The 21,440-nt window shown below is 43.0% G+C and carries 16 protein-coding genes; 7 read left to right on the forward strand and 9 right to left on the reverse strand.

What is annotated here, in order from left to right; genetic code table 11:
- Positions 1 to 131 precede the first annotated feature (131 nt).
- Entirely contained in the window at positions 132 to 5,264 is a 5,133-nt protein-coding gene (locus G563_RS0102145; protein ID WP_028663849.1) for a fibronectin type III domain-containing protein, read from the forward strand.
- On the opposite strand, the gene G563_RS0102150 is transcribed toward G563_RS0102145, so the two are convergent.
- A complete protein-coding gene (locus G563_RS0102150) occupies positions 5,261 to 6,511 on the reverse strand; it encodes a thioredoxin domain-containing protein (protein ID WP_028663850.1) in 1,251 nt (416 codons plus the stop codon). The two genes, G563_RS0102145 and G563_RS0102150, sit on opposite strands and share 4 nt — an antisense overlap.
- 74 nt (positions 6,512 to 6,585) lie before the next feature.
- On the reverse strand, positions 6,586 to 8,019 hold the full coding sequence (locus tag G563_RS0102155; RefSeq protein WP_028663851.1) for a Gfo/Idh/MocA family protein: 1,434 nt from the start codon (positions 8,017 to 8,019) through the stop codon (positions 6,586 to 6,588).
- Positions 8,020 to 8,220: 201 nt separating this feature from the next.
- Here G563_RS0102155 and G563_RS0102160 point away from each other — a divergent pair, with 201 nt between their 5' ends.
- The 3 genes from G563_RS0102160 (at position 8,221) to rhaT (ending at position 10,926) form a co-directional block, all read left to right on the forward strand.
- Positions 8,221 to 9,600, forward strand: a complete 1,380-nt coding sequence (locus G563_RS0102160) for a purine-cytosine permease family protein (RefSeq protein ID WP_028663852.1) — start codon at positions 8,221 to 8,223, stop codon at positions 9,598 to 9,600.
- 6 nt (positions 9,601 to 9,606) lie between these two features.
- A complete protein-coding gene (locus G563_RS38380) occupies positions 9,607 to 9,771 on the forward strand; it encodes a hypothetical protein (RefSeq protein ID WP_169579707.1) in 165 nt (54 codons plus the stop codon).
- A 99-nt stretch (positions 9,772 to 9,870) separates the two neighbouring features.
- Complete coding sequence (rhaT, locus tag G563_RS0102170) at positions 9,871 to 10,926, forward strand: L-rhamnose/proton symporter RhaT (protein WP_028663853.1); 1,056 nt, start codon at positions 9,871 to 9,873, stop codon at positions 10,924 to 10,926.
- A 45-nt stretch (positions 10,927 to 10,971) separates the two neighbouring features.
- Here the strand turns inward: rhaT and G563_RS0102175 are convergent, their stop codons facing one another.
- The 3 genes from G563_RS0102175 to G563_RS0102185 all read right to left on the reverse strand — a co-directional run bounded on the left by G563_RS0102175 (position 10,972) and on the right by G563_RS0102185 (position 13,532).
- Positions 10,972 to 11,601, reverse strand: coding sequence for an ABC transporter ATP-binding protein (locus tag G563_RS0102175; protein WP_028663854.1), 630 nt, complete (start codon positions 11,599 to 11,601; stop codon positions 10,972 to 10,974).
- Positions 11,602 to 11,691: 90 nt separating this feature from the next.
- Complete coding sequence (locus G563_RS0102180; RefSeq protein ID WP_028663855.1) at positions 11,692 to 12,627, reverse strand: sugar phosphate isomerase/epimerase family protein; 936 nt, start codon at positions 12,625 to 12,627, stop codon at positions 11,692 to 11,694.
- Positions 12,628 to 12,674: 47 nt separating this feature from the next.
- A complete protein-coding gene (locus G563_RS0102185; protein WP_028663856.1) occupies positions 12,675 to 13,532 on the reverse strand; it encodes a sugar phosphate isomerase/epimerase family protein in 858 nt (285 codons plus the stop codon).
- A 162-nt stretch (positions 13,533 to 13,694) separates the two neighbouring features.
- Here G563_RS0102185 and recG point away from each other — a divergent pair, with 162 nt between their 5' ends.
- Complete coding sequence (gene recG / locus G563_RS0102190) at positions 13,695 to 15,809, forward strand: ATP-dependent DNA helicase RecG (protein WP_028663857.1); 2,115 nt, start codon at positions 13,695 to 13,697, stop codon at positions 15,807 to 15,809.
- 4 nt (positions 15,810 to 15,813) lie between these two features.
- On the opposite strand, the gene G563_RS0102195 is transcribed toward recG, so the two are convergent.
- The 3 genes from G563_RS0102195 to G563_RS0102205 are packed head-to-tail and all read right to left on the reverse strand — an operon-like array spanning position 15,814 to position 19,696.
- Positions 15,814 to 16,575, reverse strand: a complete 762-nt coding sequence (locus tag G563_RS0102195) for a LytR/AlgR family response regulator transcription factor (protein ID WP_028663858.1) — start codon at positions 16,573 to 16,575, stop codon at positions 15,814 to 15,816.
- Between the two features lie 26 nt (positions 16,576 to 16,601).
- Positions 16,602 to 18,182 carry a sensor histidine kinase gene (locus tag G563_RS0102200; RefSeq protein WP_157585020.1) on the reverse strand — a complete coding sequence of 527 codons (1,581 nt, stop codon included), beginning with the start codon at positions 18,180 to 18,182 and terminating at the stop codon, positions 16,602 to 16,604.
- A gap of 14 nt (positions 18,183 to 18,196) precedes the next feature.
- Positions 18,197 to 19,696, reverse strand: a complete 1,500-nt coding sequence (locus G563_RS0102205; RefSeq protein WP_028663860.1) for a ligand-binding sensor domain-containing protein — start codon at positions 19,694 to 19,696, stop codon at positions 18,197 to 18,199.
- A gap of 246 nt (positions 19,697 to 19,942) precedes the next feature.
- Between G563_RS0102205 and G563_RS33525 the strand changes: the two genes are divergently transcribed.
- Complete coding sequence (locus G563_RS33525) at positions 19,943 to 20,269, forward strand: LytR/AlgR family response regulator transcription factor (RefSeq protein ID WP_169579708.1); 327 nt, start codon at positions 19,943 to 19,945, stop codon at positions 20,267 to 20,269.
- Positions 20,270 to 20,314: 45 nt separating this feature from the next.
- Complete coding sequence (locus tag G563_RS0102215; protein ID WP_028663861.1) at positions 20,315 to 20,737, forward strand: hypothetical protein; 423 nt, start codon at positions 20,315 to 20,317, stop codon at positions 20,735 to 20,737.
- Here G563_RS0102215 and mnmC2 read toward each other — a convergent pair.
- On the reverse strand, positions 20,728 to 21,408 hold the full coding sequence (gene mnmC2, locus G563_RS0102220) for a tRNA (5-methylaminomethyl-2-thiouridine)(34)-methyltransferase MnmC2 (RefSeq protein WP_028663862.1): 681 nt from the start codon (positions 21,406 to 21,408) through the stop codon (positions 20,728 to 20,730). The genes G563_RS0102215 and mnmC2 overlap by 10 nt on opposite strands.
- Positions 21,409 to 21,440 lie beyond the last annotated feature (32 nt).

The following is a 21,440-nucleotide window of genomic DNA, read 5'->3' on the forward strand; positions in this document are numbered from 1 at the left end:
ATAATTTCCTTGCCTAAATATGTGTCAATATTATAGTGACGAAATTTGAAAGTGTACGTCACTATAAATAAGAAAAAAATAATTAAACCAATAACATCTATAGGTCCTACCTATTTACAGAGTCAATATTTATGAACCATTTTTACTTAAAATATGCCTATTTGATGCTTGCATTTTGGCTATTCAGCTTTTTTCAAACGGCTGGGAGTAATCCTACAAGAAAGGTTGAAACAACTGCCAATCAGCCTACCATAGGAGAAATTGAAGCGGCGGCCCAAACCGCCGAGGCACAAGGAAGGGTGATTGTGATCACTCCGGGTGGGGCAAACATTCCCACTATTTTAAAAGAGCTGGCTAGTTTACCCGTTACATTTCGTACGGTGATTTCAAATTGGAACTATGATGTCACAGTTTATAAAATGAGTTTTACACCTACTGGCTCGGTTTTATCGGTAGGGAGTCGATTTTATGTTCCAAATTCACCCACCAAAACGGCTATTTATTTTGGAAGTCACAATGTAGCGGTATCGGCTAGCAGTGGTTTCAATGTAGATTTACCACTCTTAGAAGGCTCTTTAACTACTCCCTCCGACATTGACGATCCCCAAGGCCGATTGAAAGGAGAAAAGCAGTTTGCGGAAGTGGCGATATTGGGCGGTAAAGCTACGCTAGGATTAAACAAAAGCTCCAAAATGAGCGTCACTTGTGGTGAATTTAAGACATTTACCCTGGGCGGCTTCTTGAAAATAACCCAAGGCATAGAACGCGAAAGCGAAACAGGAGGAACGCTGGCGGATACCAAACTCCTCACACTTTTTTGGGCAGAAAAGCAAATCTTCGACTGGCAAGATATGTACTTTGAAGCAAGTGTGTCAAGAGGTTTCCACAGTACTGGCTACAAAGACTTAGGGTTTCATTTCCCCGAATCTGCCAAAATTTTTATTGATTTAAGTAAATTCCAAAGCCCTCCTAATTTGCCCAATTGTGGCAGTCAATTCAATCAAAGCTGGCAAGGGGTTTATTTCGAAAGCTTTCAAGTACGTTTACCTAAATTATTCAAATTGAGAAGCCCCAAAACCCTACTAGGGCAAGGCTCAAATCTTTTTTGGGACGCCAATGGACTCATCGGAAACATCACGGCTACCAATATATTTTCACTAGAAGAAGGCTATACCGACGAACTCAATAAGTTTGATATGTCGTTGGAATCCCTATCGGCAGTCATGGGATGTGGACAAGCCGAAACCATGGTAATGATGCAGGGAAAAATCCGAATGGGAAATTGTAAAGGCACCAACTCATCCCAAAAACTAATTGATTATCAACTTGTTTATAATGAAATAGGTCAAAAATACGAAGCCCGTATCAAGGAAGAAGGAAGTACTCGCTTCCTAAGCACTGGTATGGGTCTTGCTTCGGGATCTACGCTTACTTTTAGCGTAGAAAACGACAATTTTGTTCTCAAGTCCTCGCTTTCCAAAAAACCACGCCTTACCACTCCTGCTTACAACAATAGTATTTGTGAAAAGCACACTACTACCCTTACCGTAGAAAACTGTGAAAGTTTATCAACTCAATGGTCAAGCGGTCAACAAAATGTATCAACCCTTCAAATCAGTCCCACTACTACGACTACCTACAAAGTATCTTGTCAGGATAAATTCTGCGTTCAGGAAGAATCCGAAGAGCTCACCATTAAAGTATATACGTCACTTGAAAGACCAACGCTAGCCTCCACTTCAACCCGTTTTTGTGCAAGCGAAAGTGCTACCCTGACAGCGAGTAGTTGCGTAGGTAAACTAGAATGGAAATTGCCCAATCAAAGTACTTTTCAAGAGATAGGTTCTAACTCACAAACCGCCTATTTTCCCAATCTCAGCACTTCAGCCAATTTTGTGTATGAAGTCCGTTGCAACTTAAATGGTTGTTTTAGTCCCACTAATTCGCTCAGCCTTTCAGTACACCCTCAACCTACTGCCCCCACTCTTTTCTCCAATGCTCCCAACAATACAATTGATCGCAACGGAAGCGTACATTTGGACGGAACATGCGCAAACGGTAGTATTGTCTGGGAAAATCTGTCACAGCCAATCATTTCTTTGAATAGCACTACCACTTTTACGGCCTATTGTAGAGACAATACCACGGGGTGTCAAAGTCAGAATAAAAGTAATATTACCATCCAAGTGCTGTTTTTTCCCCCCAATGCACCCACCTTATCACTCGACTTGATTGGAACAAACGCTATCAATGTGACTTGGGCAGACCAAGCCAACAATGAAGACGGATTTTTAATTTATCGTTCGTTAGACGCTTCTTTTTCCAATCCTGTACAAATAGCCAGCGTAGGAGCCAATACTACTTCTTATTTTGACAGTGGACTTGCCGAAGGAGTTACGTATTATTATCAAGTCGTAGCGCACAATCGATACGATAAAAGTTATTCTAATATCGCCAACAAACAAACCTCCCGCACGCCTCCTCCTTGCACGGTTACTCCTCCTTCTATCTCAGCCAATCGCAACTCTATTTCAAAAGGAGAATCAGTAAATATATCCGCCAATTGCGCTCAAGGAACAGTAGTATGGACGCAACCTTCCAATTTTACTGGTAACAACCATCAGCCTTTGGCTGATACCAAATATAGTGCTAAATGTAGGGTATCAGATGGTTGTGAAAGTGGAGAAGCTAGTGTCACCGTCACCGTCAATGAAGTAGGGTGTACCCCTCCTTCTCCACCAGTCGTAGGAGCAAATATCACCATTTGTCCGGGACAAAGCGTCACCTTATCGGCCAGTGGATGTGAGGGCGGAACCCTGCAATGGTCCAGCGGAAATGCGATGGTGAGTCCTACTTTTACTACTTCTTACACCGCTACCTGTACCCTCAATGGTTGCACGAGTGCTTCTTCTTCCCCTCTAACAGTCACCGTAAGGACGTTATCAGCCCCTCAACTCACCGCCAGTCGTACAAGTATACAAAGAGGCGAAAACGTCGATATAACTGCTTATTGTAGTGAGGGAGAAGTGATTTGGTTGGCACCAGGCGGATTTTATGGTGGAAACCATACCCCTAACCAAACGACTACTTATCAAGCCAAATGCCGAAATGGACAAGGCTGTGAAAGTGGAGAAGCTAGTGTCACCGTCACCGTCAATGAAGTAGGGTGTACCCCTCCTTCTCCACCGGTCGTAGGAGCAAATATCACCATTTGTGCAGGACAAAGCGTCACCTTATCGGCTAGTGGATGTGAGGGCGGAACCCTGCAATGGTCAAGCGGAAATGCGATGGTGAGTCCTACTTTTACTACTTCTTACACCGCTACCTGTACCCTCAATGGTTGCACGAGTGCTTCTTCTTCCCCTCTAACAGTCACCGTAAGGACGTTATCAGCCCCTCAACTCACCGCTAGTCGTACAAGTATACAAAGAGGCGAAAACGTAAATATAGCCGCTTATTGTGGTGAGGGAGAAGTGATTTGGCTGGCACCAAGTGGGTTTTATGGTGGAAACCATACCCCTAACCAAACGACTACTTATCAAGCCAAATGCCGAAATGGACAAGGTTGTGAAAGTGGAGAAGCTAGTATTTCAGTGGGAGTAGATTGTAATCCTCCTTCCGCTCCTGCTATCAGGGTAGATGATATCACGATTGCTGCTAGGAGCAGCGGCAACTTAAACGTAAGTGGATGTGAAGGAGGTTTTATTACGTGGAATAACGGCTCTCATAACAACCCTCTGATTGTAAGCGAACCGGGAGTTTATACTGCCACATGTACCGTGTCGAATCAATGCGGCGTCAATAGCAGTAGCGACCAAGCCACAGTCACGGTTCTAGAATGCCGTCTCCCCGTGGCTACCATTTCGGTAGATGATATTACGATTCAAGCAGGTACTTCAGGAACCCTATACGCCGCCGGATGTGATGGGGGGAATATTCGATGGAACAATGGGCAAGAAGGTAGAAGCATCACCATCTACCAAGCTGGCAATTATACGGCTACTTGTATGATAACCAACGAATGCGGTACCAGTAATAGTAGTGATGCCGGAAATGTGAAAGTAGAGGGCTGCTATCCTCCCCCCCCCGCTGCCCCTCCCATATCGGTCACTCAGCTAACTTTACAAGCGGGGCAAGGGGGTGGAACCTTAACGGCTACGGGTTGTCAAAACGGTTTTATTAGCTGGAATACAGGACAAAGGGAGGCATCTATTTGGGTACAAAACGAAGGTACTTACACTGCCACTTGCACCGTATCCAATGATTGCGGCAGCAACAGCAGCACGGCTAGCACCCAAGTCAATAGACTACCTCCCGATTGTAATTCGTTCCCCGACCCTTGGATTTATTATACTGAACCTATCAATGTTTGCGGCAATATTTCCAAAAACATTGCCATCAGAAATTATCCCTCAGGTGCAACCATATACTGGTCCAATGGCAGTAACCATACCGATATTACGGTAGGTGCTGGCACCTACACCGTCTATTATGAAAAAGACGGATGCCGTAGTAAAGTGTCGGCACCAGTGACGTTTAGTCAAACAAGCGCGCCTTCTAATCCTTCTATCTCGGCTGACCGCACTAGATTGTTGTGGGGAGAAACTACGACACTCTATGCCAATGGTGATGGCCAATCTACCATCATTTGGACCAAAGACGGCTCTTATGTGGGCTCGGGTAATGTTTTGTTCAATGTAGATATAGGGTCTTATCAAGCCCGTGCGGTACTAGGGGAATGTAGTAGCGGTTTTTCCAATACCATTCAAATTGAACGCGAGGTGCAAATTTGTAATCTATCCACCCCTTGGATTCATCATACTACTACTCTCCTCTGCGCTGGTATGACTACCACCATAAAAGCCCAAAACTACGATGAGGGTGCTACATTAGAGTGGCAATACGGAGCTTACGAAGGATATTTTGTGGAGGAAAGCCCTAACAAAGCAATTGTTAAAGGCGGAATATTTCGGGTAAGAGCCAAAAAGGGTAGTTGTTATAGTGAATGGTCATCAAACATACAAATAGATATTAAAGCAGAAATATCTATCCCTACTATTTACTCTATCTATAGCTCTATCCTTGAAGCTCAAGGAGAAGGTTCTATTATCTGGGTTCGCCTCAACGAAAATGGCGAATTCCGTTATTATGGCAGTGGGCATGTATTATATGATGTCGCACCGGGTATCTACAAAGCACGTAGTCAGGTAGGTGAGTGTAGCAGTGATTATTCCATAGAAATACCCGTGAGACTAAGTAATTAAAGCATTTTAAGTTTTTGCAATTGTGCTTCGTATTTTTTTGTATCTACTTTAGCATGTTTGGCAATTTCTAGTCCCTTTTGAATACTAGAAATTGCCATTTCTTTTTTATTCATTTTTTGGTACGCCACCGATAGTTCTAAATAAATATCCGCCACCAAAGCACTTGTTTGTTCTTGAGTCGAAACGGCATTCAAGGCATCGACAGCCCAAAGAGGCATCTCTGGTAAATAGACTGATTCGGTCGCTTTTTCGTTGAAATAACGCATCAAATAAGCATAATCAGCGGCTCCCACCGTAACGCCACTTTTGCGATATTCATTAAAGCGCTTCACGGCTCCTAGGGTATTTTGAGACCTAAAATAGGCTTCCAATTCTTTCAGTAATGTCCTTGAAGCGGCAGCTTGGGGAGAAACCCCTAATTTCTCCATGCTTTCTCGCATTTGCTGAATCAACTTGACCGAATAGGTATCTGCTTTAGGACCATACAAAGATTGATAAAGTATGCTCTCACCAGTTTCTTGTACATCTTTGGCGGGATATTTGGCGCGAAATTCATCTAAATGATTGAAAAAGTACTGGGCCAAAGGGTTTTCATAATCATTAACCAAACGCTGTAAAACATAAAAACCAGCTTGGCTAGTCATATCCGAGGGCTGAGTGATGATCTGCGCGAGGGCATCGTTGATGGCTAACAGCTGCTGATTATCTTTTCGCATTTTAGCATATTTACCAAAATTGATAAGAAACATCAAATCCCGTTCTCCTTTTTTAAAACGCTCAGCATAGGTTTCGGTACGTAATGAAGGATTGAGAGCGATTTTGCCATGAGAGATTACTTCTTCCACAAAATCCTGCTTTGAGCTACGTTCTGACGGCGTTGCAAAATGAATCAATTTACCCTCTGCATCCAAAAAAATAAACATTGGAAACTCTGGATAGGTGATTTCCAAGCTTTTTTGTAAAGCCTTCGATTCCGCCGAATTTGCTTCTACTTTCCAATTAATAAATCTTGGATTATAAAAATTCCCCACTTCTTTTTCCGCTAGAATCGGTTTTATCGCTTCACAGTGCGGGCATCCATTGAGATATATTTCCAAAAAAATAGGCTTTTTCGCACCTTTAGCCAAGGATTTTATTTTTTGTAAATCCCCTTGGTTGAAACGAATACCATTCGTCTGCCCAAATAGAGGTAATAGACTATGAACGGCGAAAAGCAAAATCAACAAAAAATGCACTTTAATTCTCATGACTGTTTTTTTACAACTAAAATCTTTAAATAGCACTTCCTTAATCTGATTATTTAAGGAAGTGCTCTATCTTGCTAAGTCCAACCTTCCCGATACTGACGTTTTACGAAAGCATTGGCGGCGTCAAAATTAGTAATTTTCATATTTTGCCCATCCCACAAAAGACGTTTGCGGCCTGTGAATTTGCCATTTTCGCGGTGCAAATAGCTGCGCACAGCCAAATTGCCCATCAAAACTATCTCGGTCAAAGGCCCTGACTCTGCAAAGGACGAGCTTGTATAAGTGCCAAAACCCGCTTTACAAGCTTTGACCCATTGCTGTTGATGCCCCGCAGTATCTCCTTCTACTAGGGGGCGAGTGGGAGCCGGAAACTTCACATCTTGTAGCTGTCCTTTCACAAAAAGTTTGGGATTATTGCCAAAAAGCTCACAAGCCAATACTCCTTTGGTTCCTACAAAAAGCACGCCACCGTTGTTGTCGGCAAATACTTTTTCGTAATCACAACCATCAGGGAGCTTTGGTTTGATACCACCATCATACCATGATAGACTCAATTCGCCTAGTTTTTTGGAACTTGGATGCGGAAATTTGAGGTGCACCGCTGTGGCTTGTGGTCCAATGTCCTGAAAGAATGATTCCTTGAAAAAGTCGCCATATACCGAGCTTGCCGAGCACTCTACCGAAGTAGGATAGCCGAGTTTGAGCGTGCGGAAAGGCACATCCATAAAATGACACCCCATATCGCCCAAAGCACCTGTACCAAAATCCCAATATCCACGCCACCGAAAAGGCATATACGCTTCGTGGTATTCGCGGTAGGGAGCAGTTCCTAGCCACAAGTCCCAATCTACCTCCGCCGGAATCGGCATGGTTTCGTTTTTATCTTTGGGAGATTTTACCCCTTGAGGCCACACAGGGCGGTCGGTCCAGACTTCTACCGTATGCACTTCACCAATCATCCCTGACTGTACAATAGCCTCGGTTTGGCGGGTTCCTTTACCGCTTGAGCCTTGGTTGCCCATTTGGGTCACCAATTTTTTTTCTTGAGCCAATTGGGTCAGCATCCTTGCTTCCCAAATATCGTGTGTCAGTGGCTTTTCGAGATAAATATGCTTGCCTATCTGCATTGCTGCATTGGCAATGACGTAGTGCATATGGTCGGGAGTAGTCACAATGACCGCATCGATGTTTTTGGCTTCTTTCTCCAGCATCTTACGGTAATCTTTGTAATAGGGTGCGGAAGGAAATTTTTCTCTAAACTTTTTAGACTGACGGTCGTCCACGTCGCAGAGCGCCACGATGTTGTCGGAGCCATTATTGTATGCCAACGTAATATTCACATCTGCCTTTCCTCCACATCCTATGGCGGCAATGTTGAGCTTATCGCTCGGGGCCACAAACCCTTTGCCTAGTACATGTCGAGGTACAATCATAAAGCTTGCCGCCGCTAAAGTACTCCCTTTCAAGAATTTGCGACGCCCTAAAGACGAAGTTTCGTTGGTTTTCATTGGGTTTGTGATAGAAATTAAGTTTAGAAATAAAATCGTAAAAAATTACTAAAAACAATATCTAAAAAGAAACAAAATTGAGTTTTTATACTATTTAGAAAGTAGTTTCAAAATAGAAATCCTAAGGATACAGGAGAGTACGGGTCATGGTAGAAAAATGGAAAATTTATCTTTCGAAGAATAATAATCCTATAACCTAACATGAAGCTAACCGAACTTACCGAACAGCTCAACTCCGTTGAAGAGTTTGAACGCGAACCTATTCCGCCCAAAGCTATCAAAAAATGGACTAGTTTTTTTGGACTTTATGCGGGCGAGCATACTGCTGGCACCGAATTTGTAATTGGCCCGTTGTTTGTGGCGCATGGCGTGAGTACAGGCGACTTACTCGGGGGGCTTCTGGTAGGCAATATTTTGGCGGTTTTAAGCTGGGCTTTGTTGTGCGCGCCTATTGCGGTTAGAGAGCGTATTACGCTTTATTATAAATTAGAAAAAATCTGTGGCCCTACCCTCACCAAAACCTACAATGTAGTCAATGGGCTTATGTTCTGTTTTTTGGCAGGCTCAATGATTGCGGTTTCTGCTACGGCAGTGGGTATTCCGTTTGATTTGCCTCTTCCCAAACTCACTGATTTTTATCCCAACAGTGCCACGTGGGTAATCATCGTTTTAGTGATAGGTTTGGTAACTACCCTAGTAGCAATGCTAGGTTATAACCTCATTTCTTACGTTGCCAACTTGGCCGCGCCTTGGATGTTTTTGGTATTTGTAGCCGCTGCATTAGCCGTTTTGCCTGAGTTGGGTGTTCATTCTTTGGGTGATTTTTGGGATGTCGCCAATACCAAAATATGGACCGGCACTCCACTAGAGGGACAGTCAAAGTTTACTTTTTGGCATGTCATGTTTTTTTCGTGGTTTTGTAATATGGCCATGCACATCGGAATGGCCGACATGAGTATATTGCGCTATGCCGATAGCTGGAAAGCGGGCTTAGGCTCCGTATCGGGGATGTTTTTGGGGCACTATATCGCTTGGACTGCCTCGGGCATTTTGTATTCTATATTTCTACTCAATGCTACCGACAAGTTGGCCTTTGCACCGGGTCCGGTTGCTTATTATGCAGCTGGTGTAGCAGGCATTGTGTGCGTGATTGTGGCGGGATGGACTACCGCCAATCCCACGATTTATCGAGCAGGGTTGGCATTACAATCCCTTTCTCCTCAATGGAAAACCTGGAAAGTTACGCTTATAGTGGGTCTCATCACTACTATTGCTGCTTTGTTTCCGGCGCTTGTTATGAAGCTACTTGATTTTGTAGCCTTGTATGGATTATTGCTTATGCCTATGGGGGCCGTGATTTTTGCGGATGTATATCTTTTGCCAAAACTCAACTTAAAGGTTGAAAAAGCCGAAAAAGAAAAATTAGCTGTCAATTGGGCCGCGGGTCTTACTTGGATTCTGACATTGGTTTTTTGTTTAGCTTTAAACTTGTTGGTAGGTATCGAAATATTCTTTTTAGGTTTGCCAGGTTGGTTTGTAGCTACTGGATTGTATGTAGGTTTAAGCAAAGTTTTGAAATAAAATATCATGAAACTTCTCTGGTATCTATTGGGTGGCCTAGGTCTAGGACTTACTATCATCCCTGCCATTATGGTATTTAATGGCTCCCTTTCTTCTAGTGAAAACAAAAACTACATGACCATAGGAATGATTATTTGGTTTTTGGCAGCTACCAAGCTCATCAAACGTTAGGAACCTAATACCTGCATCGTGAAACAGGTGAGTACAGGGTACAAGCCAGAGCTATCAACTCTTATCTTTCGCCCCAAAACTTTTTTAATTTTTTTCACGATGCAGGTATTATTTGGCGTCATCTATCATTTCATAGGTGGCTTTGCTTCTGGAAGTTTTTATATACCTTACAAAAAAGTCCGTGAGTGGTCGTGGGAAAGTTATTGGATTGTGGGAGGGATTTTTTCTTGGCTGTTAGCTCCTTTCTTAGCGGCTTTTTTGACCGTTCCCCATTTCATGGACATTATTCAAAATACCGATAATAACATTCTATTTTGGGTATATATATTGGGAGTATTGTGGGGCATCGGCGGACTTACTTTTGGGCTTACCATGCGTTATTTAGGGATGTCGCTTGGGATGGCTATTGTTTTGGGGTTTTGTTCGGCTTTTGGGGCACTCATTCCGCCCATTTATCGCGATTTGCTTACCAACGATACCCACGGCACTTTTTCGAGTATGCTCCAAAGTACGGGTGGTCAAATCGTTTTGCTGGGCGTGGCAGTATGTCTTCTGGGGATTTATATCTGCGGCAAAGCGGGTGTCATGAAAGAAAACGAACTTTCGGAAGAAGCAAAAAAAGAAAGTGTCAAAGAATTTGACTTCTGGAAAGGGCTTATCGTAGCTACTATTTCGGGCGTATTGAGTGCTTGTTTCAACTTCGGTATCGAAGCCGGCAAAAGCATGTCCGACGCTGCGCTTGTCAATGGCAGTAATCCTTTGTTCCAAAACAACGTCATTTTTGTACCCCTGCTTTGGGGTGGACTTACTACCAATTTTATTTGGTGTATACTTCTCAATGCCCGCAATCGTACTTTTGGAGATTATACCAACGCTAAAGCTCCTCTCAAAACCAACTATATATTTTCGGCTATTGCAGGTACAACCTGGTTTCTACAGTTTTTTTTCTACGGTATGGGTGAGAGCAAGCTAGGCAATGGCGCAAGTTCGTGGATTTTGCACATGGCTTGCATCATCATTGTGTCCAACGTGTGGGGGATTTATTTCAAAGAATGGAAAGGCGTATCAACTCCTACTTATCGAACCATTATTTTGGGAATTGCCACCGTAATTTTGTCGGTAGTGATTGTCGGAATCGGCAATTATTGGAACTAATACTAAGCAGGACAGAGGTTTTTTGGTGCGCTCTGTCCTTGTTTGCTATTTACCTTTTGGTTTATAGTCACCCACATTGATTACAGTATCAGCGAAATCGTATTCGGCAGGAATATTTGAACAAATCAACAACAATTGATTTGACCCAAGGCGCTGCACTTCTTCGCGGTACCAAGCCGACCAGCGCGCATCGAGGTTGGAGGTAGGTTCGTCGAGCATCACCACAGGCACATCCGAATAAAACGCCAATGCCAATTTAACCCGTTGCTTCATGCCCGAAGAGAAGTTTTTGATGGCTTTATGTTTAGAAGGCTCTAGTTCTAGTTTATCTAAAATTTCTTCCTTGGCATGGGGCGTTTTGAAAGGTTTGAAGCCCGCATGAAAATCAAGCAATTCGAGCAACGTAAACTCCTCAATCAGTTCTAAATAAGGAGCCGCTATAATGAGCTGCTTATACCATTTGTCTTCTTCAATGGCCTGACCGCCAATGCGATATTCCATTTTGCCTTCGGTAGAGGGTATCACTCCCGAAATCACTTGCAGCAAAGTCGATTTTCCGCTTCCATTGGGTCCCACAAAAGTATAGCTTTGCCCGGCTTGCAGTTCGAGATTTAACTCCCTAAAAATCCACTCACGATTGAAACGCTTGCCCAGTTGGTTGATAAGTATTTGCATGAATAAAACTTTAATCAAAACGGGGGCAAAGGTCACAACTAAACGCAGTGTTACCAAAGTATTTAAGAAAAATCCTTGTCTTTCTTCCCACTAAAGTTTGGCCTCTACGAGCCATTGTTTAAACAGGTTCAAGTCTTTTTTCATCGCCGCCACCAACTCTTCTTTAGAAATAGTGAGCTTCTTGGCGCCGTTTTCGGCTCCTCCGAGCGGGTATTCGTAGTGCATCGTGATGGGCACTTTAAAGTCATAAGGTTTCAGCACTTCCAAGTACTTTTTCCAGTTGACTACCCCCTCCCCTAGCGGACACCCTTGCTTACCCCACTTGTCGTTTTTCTTGGTCCAATAAAAATCTTTAATCGCAATCGACTGAATATGAGGCGCAATCAAATGAAAGCCTGCTTCCCATGAGCCTCCAGCTTCGGCAGTAGCGTGATTGATGTCGTATTGCGACCCCAGTGCCGTGGGTTTGATGCCGTGGAGTTGTGAATGTAAATCCCAAATCGCCGCTCCAAAATAATTACCAGAATGGTTTTGGTATTGGCCTGTGATTCCGTATTTTTCATTAAGCGCCGCTATTGCTTTCAATTTCTGCCCAAAAGCTACGCTTTGCTCGGCTATGTTGTTTTGTTTTAAATTGTAAGGATACCACCCCATACGATAATGCTTGATACCCAGCGACTTTGCCATTTTCAGGATTCGCTCGGTTTGGGCGTCGGCTTCCAATATGCTCGTTACCATAAGAGGGATTTCTAACTTATATTTTCGAAAAGCCTCTACCGCCTTAGGCAAATCCTGCTCTACGCGCTCAGGCAATACGTGCCCGCCTGGTCGTACCGTCAAATCAAGGCCATCAAAACCAATGCTTGCCACCGTTTGGGCCAACTGCTCATAGTCGTCAATCCATTGAAACATCTTAGAAAAAACAAAAATCTTCTGCTGACTTAGTTGAGTAGGCTGGGCTTGGAGCACCTCATGCACTAAAGTACTTCCTACGAAGGTGGTTCCGATAAATTGACGACGGTTCATAATGTTGTTTTTTATGGTGATTCAGAGACAAGTTACAGAAGCTACCCCTAGCCAAATATTTCACGTACAAACTTCACATTTTGGGGATAAGCCTCTTCCACGGTTTTTCCTTTGGGCACAGCCCCTTCGATTTGAGCCCAGCCTTTATATTCAATCTCGTCCAAAAGCACTTTTACGTGCTTCCAATCAATAGAGCCTTGTCCTAGCAAAAATTCATTTTCTTTCAGATGTATTTCGCTGATGAGCTTGCGTTTTCCGAGCATCAAAATCTCCGCATAAGGGTCGTGGCCTGCATCGGCAGCATTGCGAGGGTCGTAGTAAACACGCACATTGGGCGAGCCTACTGCTTCTATGATTTCTAAGTGTTCTTTGGCACTCAAGTAAGATTCTATCGCCAATATTACGCCTTGTTTTTCGGCCTTTGGAGCTACTTGCCGCAGCCGTTCTATCACTACTTTTTTGCCTTCGTCGTCTTTGCGCAAATCACCTTGCGAAAAAAAAGCCAACAACACTACCTGTACTCCCAAGGCATGAGCGGCATCGATACTTCCGCTCACCCAATCTACGGTACGCGCTTCTGATTTAAGCGGAACTCGATTCAATTCGCCGATGGCCAAACTGGCGATTTTCACTCCCGTTTGCACAGAAGCCGCGCGCATTGCTTCTTGGCTGTCGGGCCGTAGAAGGTAGGTTTCGTCTTTGCGCGAATTATAACTCAACTGTACTCCCTCAAGACCCATTTGCTTGGCAAAAGCAAATACTTCTGGATTACAGGCTCGATGCAGCGACCAGTCACATGCTCCTAAATGATACTTTTTTTTGGTGGGTTGTCCCCACAAAGTGGTACCACCTAACAAAGAGGCCGCAACCACAGGCAAGTGAACAAGAGCTTCTCGGCGTTTCATTTTTGGAATAAAAATCTAGTTTTTGATAAAACGTAACTTTATTGGAAAAATACTCTTAATGGGTTATTTTTACTAAAAAATCTATCTTCTGAGTTTTTTATCGGCTTTGAAGCTCCCGCCTAGGGAAAGGCTTACAATGCCAGATAAGCGAGATAAACATCCATGAGTCAAACAAGAACTACCACCAATTTCTTCGAAACTAAAATTGAATTTTTGAAAGGGGTAGGCCCCCAACGCGCCGAAACCCTCAACAAACAACTTAATATCTTTACTTTCGGAGAACTTATTCAGTATTATCCTTTTCGCTACGAAGACCGTAGTCGCTTTCACCGTATCAACGAACTCACCGAAGACATGCCCGCGGCTCAACTCAAGGGTCGTATCCGAGGAATGGTGGTGGTAGGTGAAGGCCACAAACGCCGCCTTACGGTAGAATTTACGGACGGTACGGGCGTGGTAGAGTTTGTGTATTTTCAGAGTATTGATTGGCACTTAAAGCACCTCAAAGAAGGGGGAGAATACATTGCCTACGGAAAACCCCAACGCTACGGGCAACGCATCAATTTTAGCCACCCCGAAATCGAAACCCTCAATCCTGAAAACGAAAATGGCGGATACTTTCAGCCTATCTACAACCTTACAGAAACTCTCCGCAAGAAGCATTTAGATAGTCGTTTTTTGAGCAAAATCATGCGTAATTTGCTCGAACTCGCTACTCCACATTTTAGAGAAACCCTCCCCGAAGAACTTGTTCGGAAGTTTCGCCTGCTCTCTAAAACCGATGCGATGTGGAATATCCACTTGCCTGATAGCGACGCAGCGCTCAATCAAGCCCTAAGAAGACTCAAGTTTGAAGAGTTGTTTTACAATCAACTGCGATTGTTGAAAAACAAAATTCTTCACAAAATCGAATATCCGGGTCAAATCTTCCAGAAGTTAGATTTGGTCAAACAATTTTATCAAGGTGGCCTGTTGCCTTTTGAGCTTACCAACGCCCAAAAACGAGTCTTGCGCGAAATCCATGAAGATTTTAAAACAGGTAAACAAATGAATCGCTTGCTGCAAGGCGACGTAGGAAGTGGAAAAACGATTGTGGCTTTTGTAGCGATGCTCATGGCTATCGACAATGGTGCCCAAACCTGTATCATGGCTCCTACCGAAATCTTGGCCGACCAGCACTATCGCGGTTTGAAAGGATTTGCCGATGCCCTTGGACTCAACATCGCCCTGCTGACAGGCTCTACGACAAAAAAAGGCAGAAAGTTGATTTTGCCAGATTTGGCCGAAGGAAACATTCATATCATCGTCGGAACCCATGCACTGCTTGAGGATTCCGTCCAATTCAAAAATCTGGGGCTGTGTATCATCGATGAGCAGCACCGCTTTGGCGTGGCCCAACGTGCCAAACTTTGGGCTAAAAACCCTACGATTCCGCCTCACGTTTTGGTCATGACAGCGACCCCGATTCCGCGCACTTTGGCCATGACTCTCTATGGGGATTTAGATTTAAGTATCATTGATGAGCTTCCGGCAGGGCGCAAACCTATCAAAACAGTACACCGCTACGACCAGCACCGCATTACGGTATTTGGGTTTTTGAAGGAAGAAATCAAAAAAGGGCGTCAAATCTACATTGTTTATCCCCTCATCGAAGAGTCAGAAAAACTAGATTATAAAGACCTCATGGATGGCTACGAAAGCGTGACGCGCGCCTTTCCCGAATACCACGTAAGTATTGTACACGGCAAAATGCTGGCTTACGAAAAAGACGACGAAATGCAGCGGTTTGTAAGGGGCGAAACCCATATCATGGTAGCTACTACGGTGATAGAGGTAGGGGTCAACGTACCCAATGCCAGCGTGATGGTCATTGAAAGTGCCGAGCGTTTTGGGCTTTCTCAGCTCCATCAGCTCAGAGGGCGTGTTGGCCGGGGCGCCGAGCAGAGCTATTGTATCTTGATGACAGGTGTCAAACTAAGCAAGGATACGAGGCTCCGAATTGATACCCTCTGCCAGACCAACAACGGATTTGAGATTGCGGATGTAGACCTCAAACTACGCGGGCCGGGGGATTTGTCGGGTACGCAGCAAAGTGGTTTGCTCGATTTGCTGATTGCGGATTTGGCCAAAGATGGCGAAATCTTGAAAGCCGCCCGCGCCGCTGCCGAAGCGATTTTGCAAGAAGATTCTGATTTGATTTTACCCAAAAACGAACCTATCAGAACTCATATTGATTCTCTTCGCAAAGAAGAAACCAACTGGAGCCGAATCAGTTAGGAAATTATTTGATAATTAATTTAGCAAGTTCGTTCAAAAAATCCTCTTTTCGCCGACGAGCTACTTCGATTTGGGTGTCATCGTTCATCACGATGATGCCCCCTTCTCCTTTGATGTATTTTTTTACGTGCTTCAGATTGACTAAATATTGGTTGTGAACCCTCACAAAATGATAAGGAGATAGCAATTCTTCATACTCTTTGAGATTGCGAGAAACCATGATTTTTTTGCGCCCTACCATATAAAAAACGGTATAATTGGCATCCGACTCACATCTAAGTATCTCTCTGATAGGCACATAAAAAATACCCTCCTGCGTGGGTAGCGCAATCTGCATCGTTTCGGCTTGCCCCCCTCTCAAATTCTGTAAAAAAACTTCTAGGTTAGGAACAGCACTGGTTTTGCCCTTGATACGGGCAATTGCCCTTTCTACCGCCGTTTCAAGTTCATCTATATCAATAGGTTTTAATAAATAATCGACGGCTCCAATCTTAAAAGCTTTGATGGCATAATGGTCAAAACCCGTCGTAAAAATGACCTCAAAAGGAATAGACCCCAAGCTGTTGAGCATATCAAGGCCACTTTTACCCGGCATTTGAATATCCAAAAACACCAAGTCGGGCGTAAGTGCCCGAATAGCCCGAATCCCTTCATCGGCCGAATGACAAAACTGCGCCACAAAAATCTGAGAACTAAAAGGCTCTAGCATTTTTTTTAAGGCTTGGCAGCCCATCAGTTCGTCATCAATAATGAGTGCTTTTAACATAACGTTGAGTATCTAAAGTATCTGTCCTAAAATCCATTATCTACCAATTTCAAACCTTGCTGTGCCAAGTCAGGCAAGATTATTTTCACGCGCGTGCCTGTGGGTTGCTGTTGCGTATCATACAAATCATCAATGATAATTTTTGCACCCTCTGTATTGTGTTGCCGATTGAAAGTTTCAATACTATCCAATACATTCTGAGTTCCTTTCGATTTACGACTAGGCGAAAGATCCTGCGCTATTTCACGTGCTTTGATTCTGCCTATTCCGTTGTCTTCGATGATACACGACACGTATTCTTTGTTTTCCCGGCAAAATTTGAGCGAAATTTTCCCTCGTTCAGCTTTGTGCATCAATCCATGCCAAATCGCATTTTCGACGTGCGGCTGAATCATCATCGTCGGAAAAACCGTTTCGTGCGCATTGATTAAGGGGTCGATTTCTATCTCAAAATCAAAGCGATTGTTCACAAATCGCATTTGCTCCAGTTCGATGTAGAGATTCATAAAATTGACGATACGCTCCACTGAAGCCAAAGGCGTATCGGTATTGTCTAATATCTGACGAATCAATTTTGCAAACTTGGTGAGGTATTTGGAAGCCTGCCGATTTTGGTCATGTAAAATGAAATTGTTGATAGAATTGAGGCAATTAAAAATGAAGTGGGGGTTCATTTGCGCCCGTAGTGCTTTCATTTCTAGTTCGGCAATTTGTCGATTGAGGTTAATTTTTTCTTTTTCACGCTCTTTAATAAATCTGATGCGATTGGTAAAGAAAAATACAATGCCGATCACACCCAAAACAATCATTAAGGTTTTAAACCAATCTTTTACCCAAAAAGGAGAGACTACTCTCAATCGTAAAGTAGTGGGGGTTTCGTTCCATTCACCTGCCGAATTACTTGCTTTTACTTTAAAAATATAGTTGCCCGCAGGCAATTGTGAATAACTCACAAAGTGACGATTGCCGCTATAAATCCACTTTTTATCGATACCTTCTAATTGATAAGCATATTGGTTTTTTTGAGGTGCGGCAAAATCAAGGGCCGCAAATTCAAAAGAAACAAAGTTGTTTTTATAATCAATAATCAAAGGCAAGTCCCTCTCAAACCCTACCGACTCGTTCATGACTTTCACATCCGTAATTGCTACCGGCGACTGATTACTATTACGCTGCAAACCTTGTGGACGAAAGATATTGAAGCCATTGACTCCCCCAAACACCATTTCACCATTTTTTAAGAGCAAAAACGAACCTCCAATAAATTCGTTGTTTTGAAGGCCATCGTATACATCAAAATTAGTAAAAGTCTCACGGACAGGGTCAAAGCGCGAAAGCCCCGTATTGGTACTGATCCATGCATAGCCTTGGGAATCCATCAATGAGCCATAAACAATGCTATTGGCCAAACCTTCGGCGGGCGTATAAAGCTTGAGATGTTTGGTGTGTAGATTGTATTTGCCAAACCCTACTCGATAACTACTCAGCCAGAGTATTGAGTCGCCTTGAATGTTTACATCACTTAGGTCTTCAAATTTACTTTGAGTTTTGGGCAGCATCAGCGGAACTGACTCTATCAGTCCCGACTTAGCCACATACTTCTGCAATCCTATTCCTCTTCCTATCCATATATTTCCTTCTTTGTCTTCATATTTCCTTCTTTGTCTTCTTTAAAAGAAGTGACTATATCTCCCGCTTGATTAGCATGGGGCCATAATTGCAGCCGATGCGTATTAAAATCGTAGCTAACAAGCCCTTTGACCGAGCCAACCCACAGTCGTTGACGGCTATCTTTGTATAGGGTTCTTAGATGAGATTGGGATAAATACTCAAACAATTCCCTCTCATGTGGAAGAGGCGAAAGGATTTTTTTTTGTAAAACATCCACTTTTATCAAACCTCTAGCCGTAGCGCACCAAAATACACCATGACTTCCTTCTACCATCGAAAACACCCGATTTTGCTGCTGTTCGGAGGTTTGTATTACTTCAAATTGATTGGTATTGCGATTCCATAAATTGATTCCTTTTCCATCTGTTCCTATCAGAAGCTGATTGCCAAACTCTCCAAAAGACAGGACAAAATTGTAGTTTAGCCCTTGGTCTTGGTTGATTGTCCTAAATTTTCCTAGTCGCAAATTGATTTTATTGAGACCGCTGTTGTTGCTTCCTACCCAAAACAACCCCGTCTTATCTTCATAAATACTATTGAGAGGTGCTCCTTTGAGGCTATTGAGACGCCGATAATCCAAATCTGAAGCCAAGAACTCTAGTTTTTCACTAGTGGGATTAAAACAAAAAATTCCTTCATGAATACTCACCCATATCTTTCCAGCACGATCTTTAAAAACCTCTCTTACGGGAAAGCGAGTGAGTTTAGGAAACAACTCCCGCAAATCATATTTTTTGACTATTTTAAGAGTATGGGCATCTACTTTCCATAGTCCAAAATCTTCGACACCTATCCAAACAACATTGTTCTCTAAAATAATAGGTCTGATATTGGGATCTTCGGGAAGCTCCTTCAAAATTGGATAATATCGATTTTGAGTCAAATCCAACACCCACGTTTTTTCGGCAGTAGTAAAAAGCAATCTTTTGGGATTTAAGTATATGACATTGAGCACGTTGAGATTAGGAGCTTTACAAAAAAAAGTACTGTTGGTAGTATTGAAATAGTAAAGACCTTTGTTTGTTGCAAGCCACAAGCTAGAGCTATCTCTGTAAGCAATACGCCTCACCCGGACATTGCGCAAAAAACTCCTGAGCGAGTCGGTGGGTAGATGCAAACGGGAAAGCCCATTGGGAGTGCCAATCCACAAAACATCTGCCTGATTTTGGTACAAATACCTAACACTATTACTCGCCAAGCCGTTTTGAATTTTCCCAATTACCGACCTATATACCTTAAACTGATAGCCGTCATAGCGCAGCAAGCCATCATCCGTACCGAGCCATAAAAAACCCGAGTGGTCTTGAAGAATATCCCAAACGGTATTTTGGGTAAGTCCGTTTCGGTTATCAAAATTCTCGACCCATACATTTTGAAATACTTGCCCCCACGCCACCCAAGGGATCATTATTAAAAAGTAGCCTACAAAAATCCGTGACCAATAGCGCATTTAAAAGGGGCTTTAGGAGTGTAAGTCAAAGTACGTAATTACCAAAAATACATCAAAGCCTGCCAGCTTTTTATTGAAGCTGCCAGTTATTCATCGGTTGTTTTTGGAAAAAATATTAAGTCTTAGTTTTGACTAATCCTTCTAATTAAACCATAGCCCAGTCTCATGAATTCAATTTCTAACTCAACGCATTTTTTACAAATTCATCGTAGTAGATTTTCAAATCAAAAAATCATTTTACCTTTCATGAATCGCTTTATATCGGTGTTTGTTACTGAGATTTTGTACATCAGAAGCGACGTCAATTATTGTTATGTCCATCTGCGAGATGGCCGTAAGTTTTTGATTGCTAAAACTCTTAAGGAATACAATGACCAATTAGACCCTCTTCTCTTTGGCCGTATCCACAAATCATATCTAGTAAACCTAAGCGCGATTGAAAGCTGCAACTATACAGGCCATGAAATACGTCTTCACAACGGGATTTGCTTACCTATAGCTCGCCGCAAACGCAAGGGCTTTTTTCAACAATACGCTCAGGCAGTTGCTCTCCTTCCTCGTTTAGCAAGTTGAATATTCTATTTTACGATTATCTAACCCTAAGCCTTTCCACATCCGATGAAAGAGTTTTTGATGATAGTGGGTCTCAGTACTGGGGGTATTGTGCTAGTTTCAGCTTTATGGTCAGGGATTGTTTTTTTGATGTCTTACCTAAGTGGATGGCAGCGCTTAGCCCTCAAATACAAAACTCCTCTCCAAAGCAAGAGCCTTTATACTGGTATCTCAGGGCGCATCGGCTCTGTAAGTTACAACGGTATCTTACGTTTAGGGTTTAACGAAAATGGCCTATACCTACATGTCATGTCTCTTTTTGGTATCGGGCATCCTCCTTTGTTGTTTCCATGGAGTGTGTTAAAAAACCTCCATGAAACTCATTTTTTGATGAGTCGCTCACTAAAATGTACTGTTGATGGTATTACGATTTCTTTACCTAAAAGGTATTTTGCCACGCTTCAAAGCTACCTTAGTGTTTATACTTGAAAATCAGAAAAGATAGCTCTCAGTACCTCACGCTTGCGTCCAGGGCCGGGGTGTTTCTGTATTTCAAAACCAGCCGCTTTCAGGTTACGTTGCACATAGCCTTTTGAACAATAAGTCGTTAGGTTGCTGCCTTGTTTAAGCCATTGAACTAGTTTTTCAAATATATCTTGCGTCCAAAGTTCAGGCTGCGCCGACGGGGCAAAGGCATCATAGTAAACTGCATCAAACCTCCATGTAGTCTGAAACGCTTGTAAAGTAGTGTGATGCTTTTCCAAAGAGAAAAAAGGAGAAATTTGGACTGCTTCTCCCCAAGGTGCTTCAAAAAGTTGGGAGAAATGGGCGGCATTTAGCACTCCTTCATAATTGAGCAACTGCTGCTGCTGAATAGCCACTGGAAAAGCCTCAACAGCTACATAATGAACTGGAATATGAGATTTTTCGGCTTCTAACCAAGTAAGAAATGCGTTGAGTCCCGTACCAAACCCCATTTCAAAGACCAGAATAGGGCCGTTTTGGGGTGTGTATTGTTTGAAGGCTTCTTTGAGGCCTAAATCTATAAAAATATGCAGCGACTCTTGTAAAGCCCCATGAATCGAATGGTAATGAACATTGAGCGCTTCGTTTAATAAGGTATGCGAACCATCAGCCGTAACAACGAGTTGAGTAGTCATTACAAAAAGTATTTATAGCAAACTGCTAGATT

The sequence above is a fragment of the Runella zeae DSM 19591 genome (genome assembly GCF_000423565.1).
GTDB classification, from domain to species: Bacteria; Bacteroidota; Bacteroidia; order Cytophagales; family Spirosomataceae; genus Runella; species Runella zeae.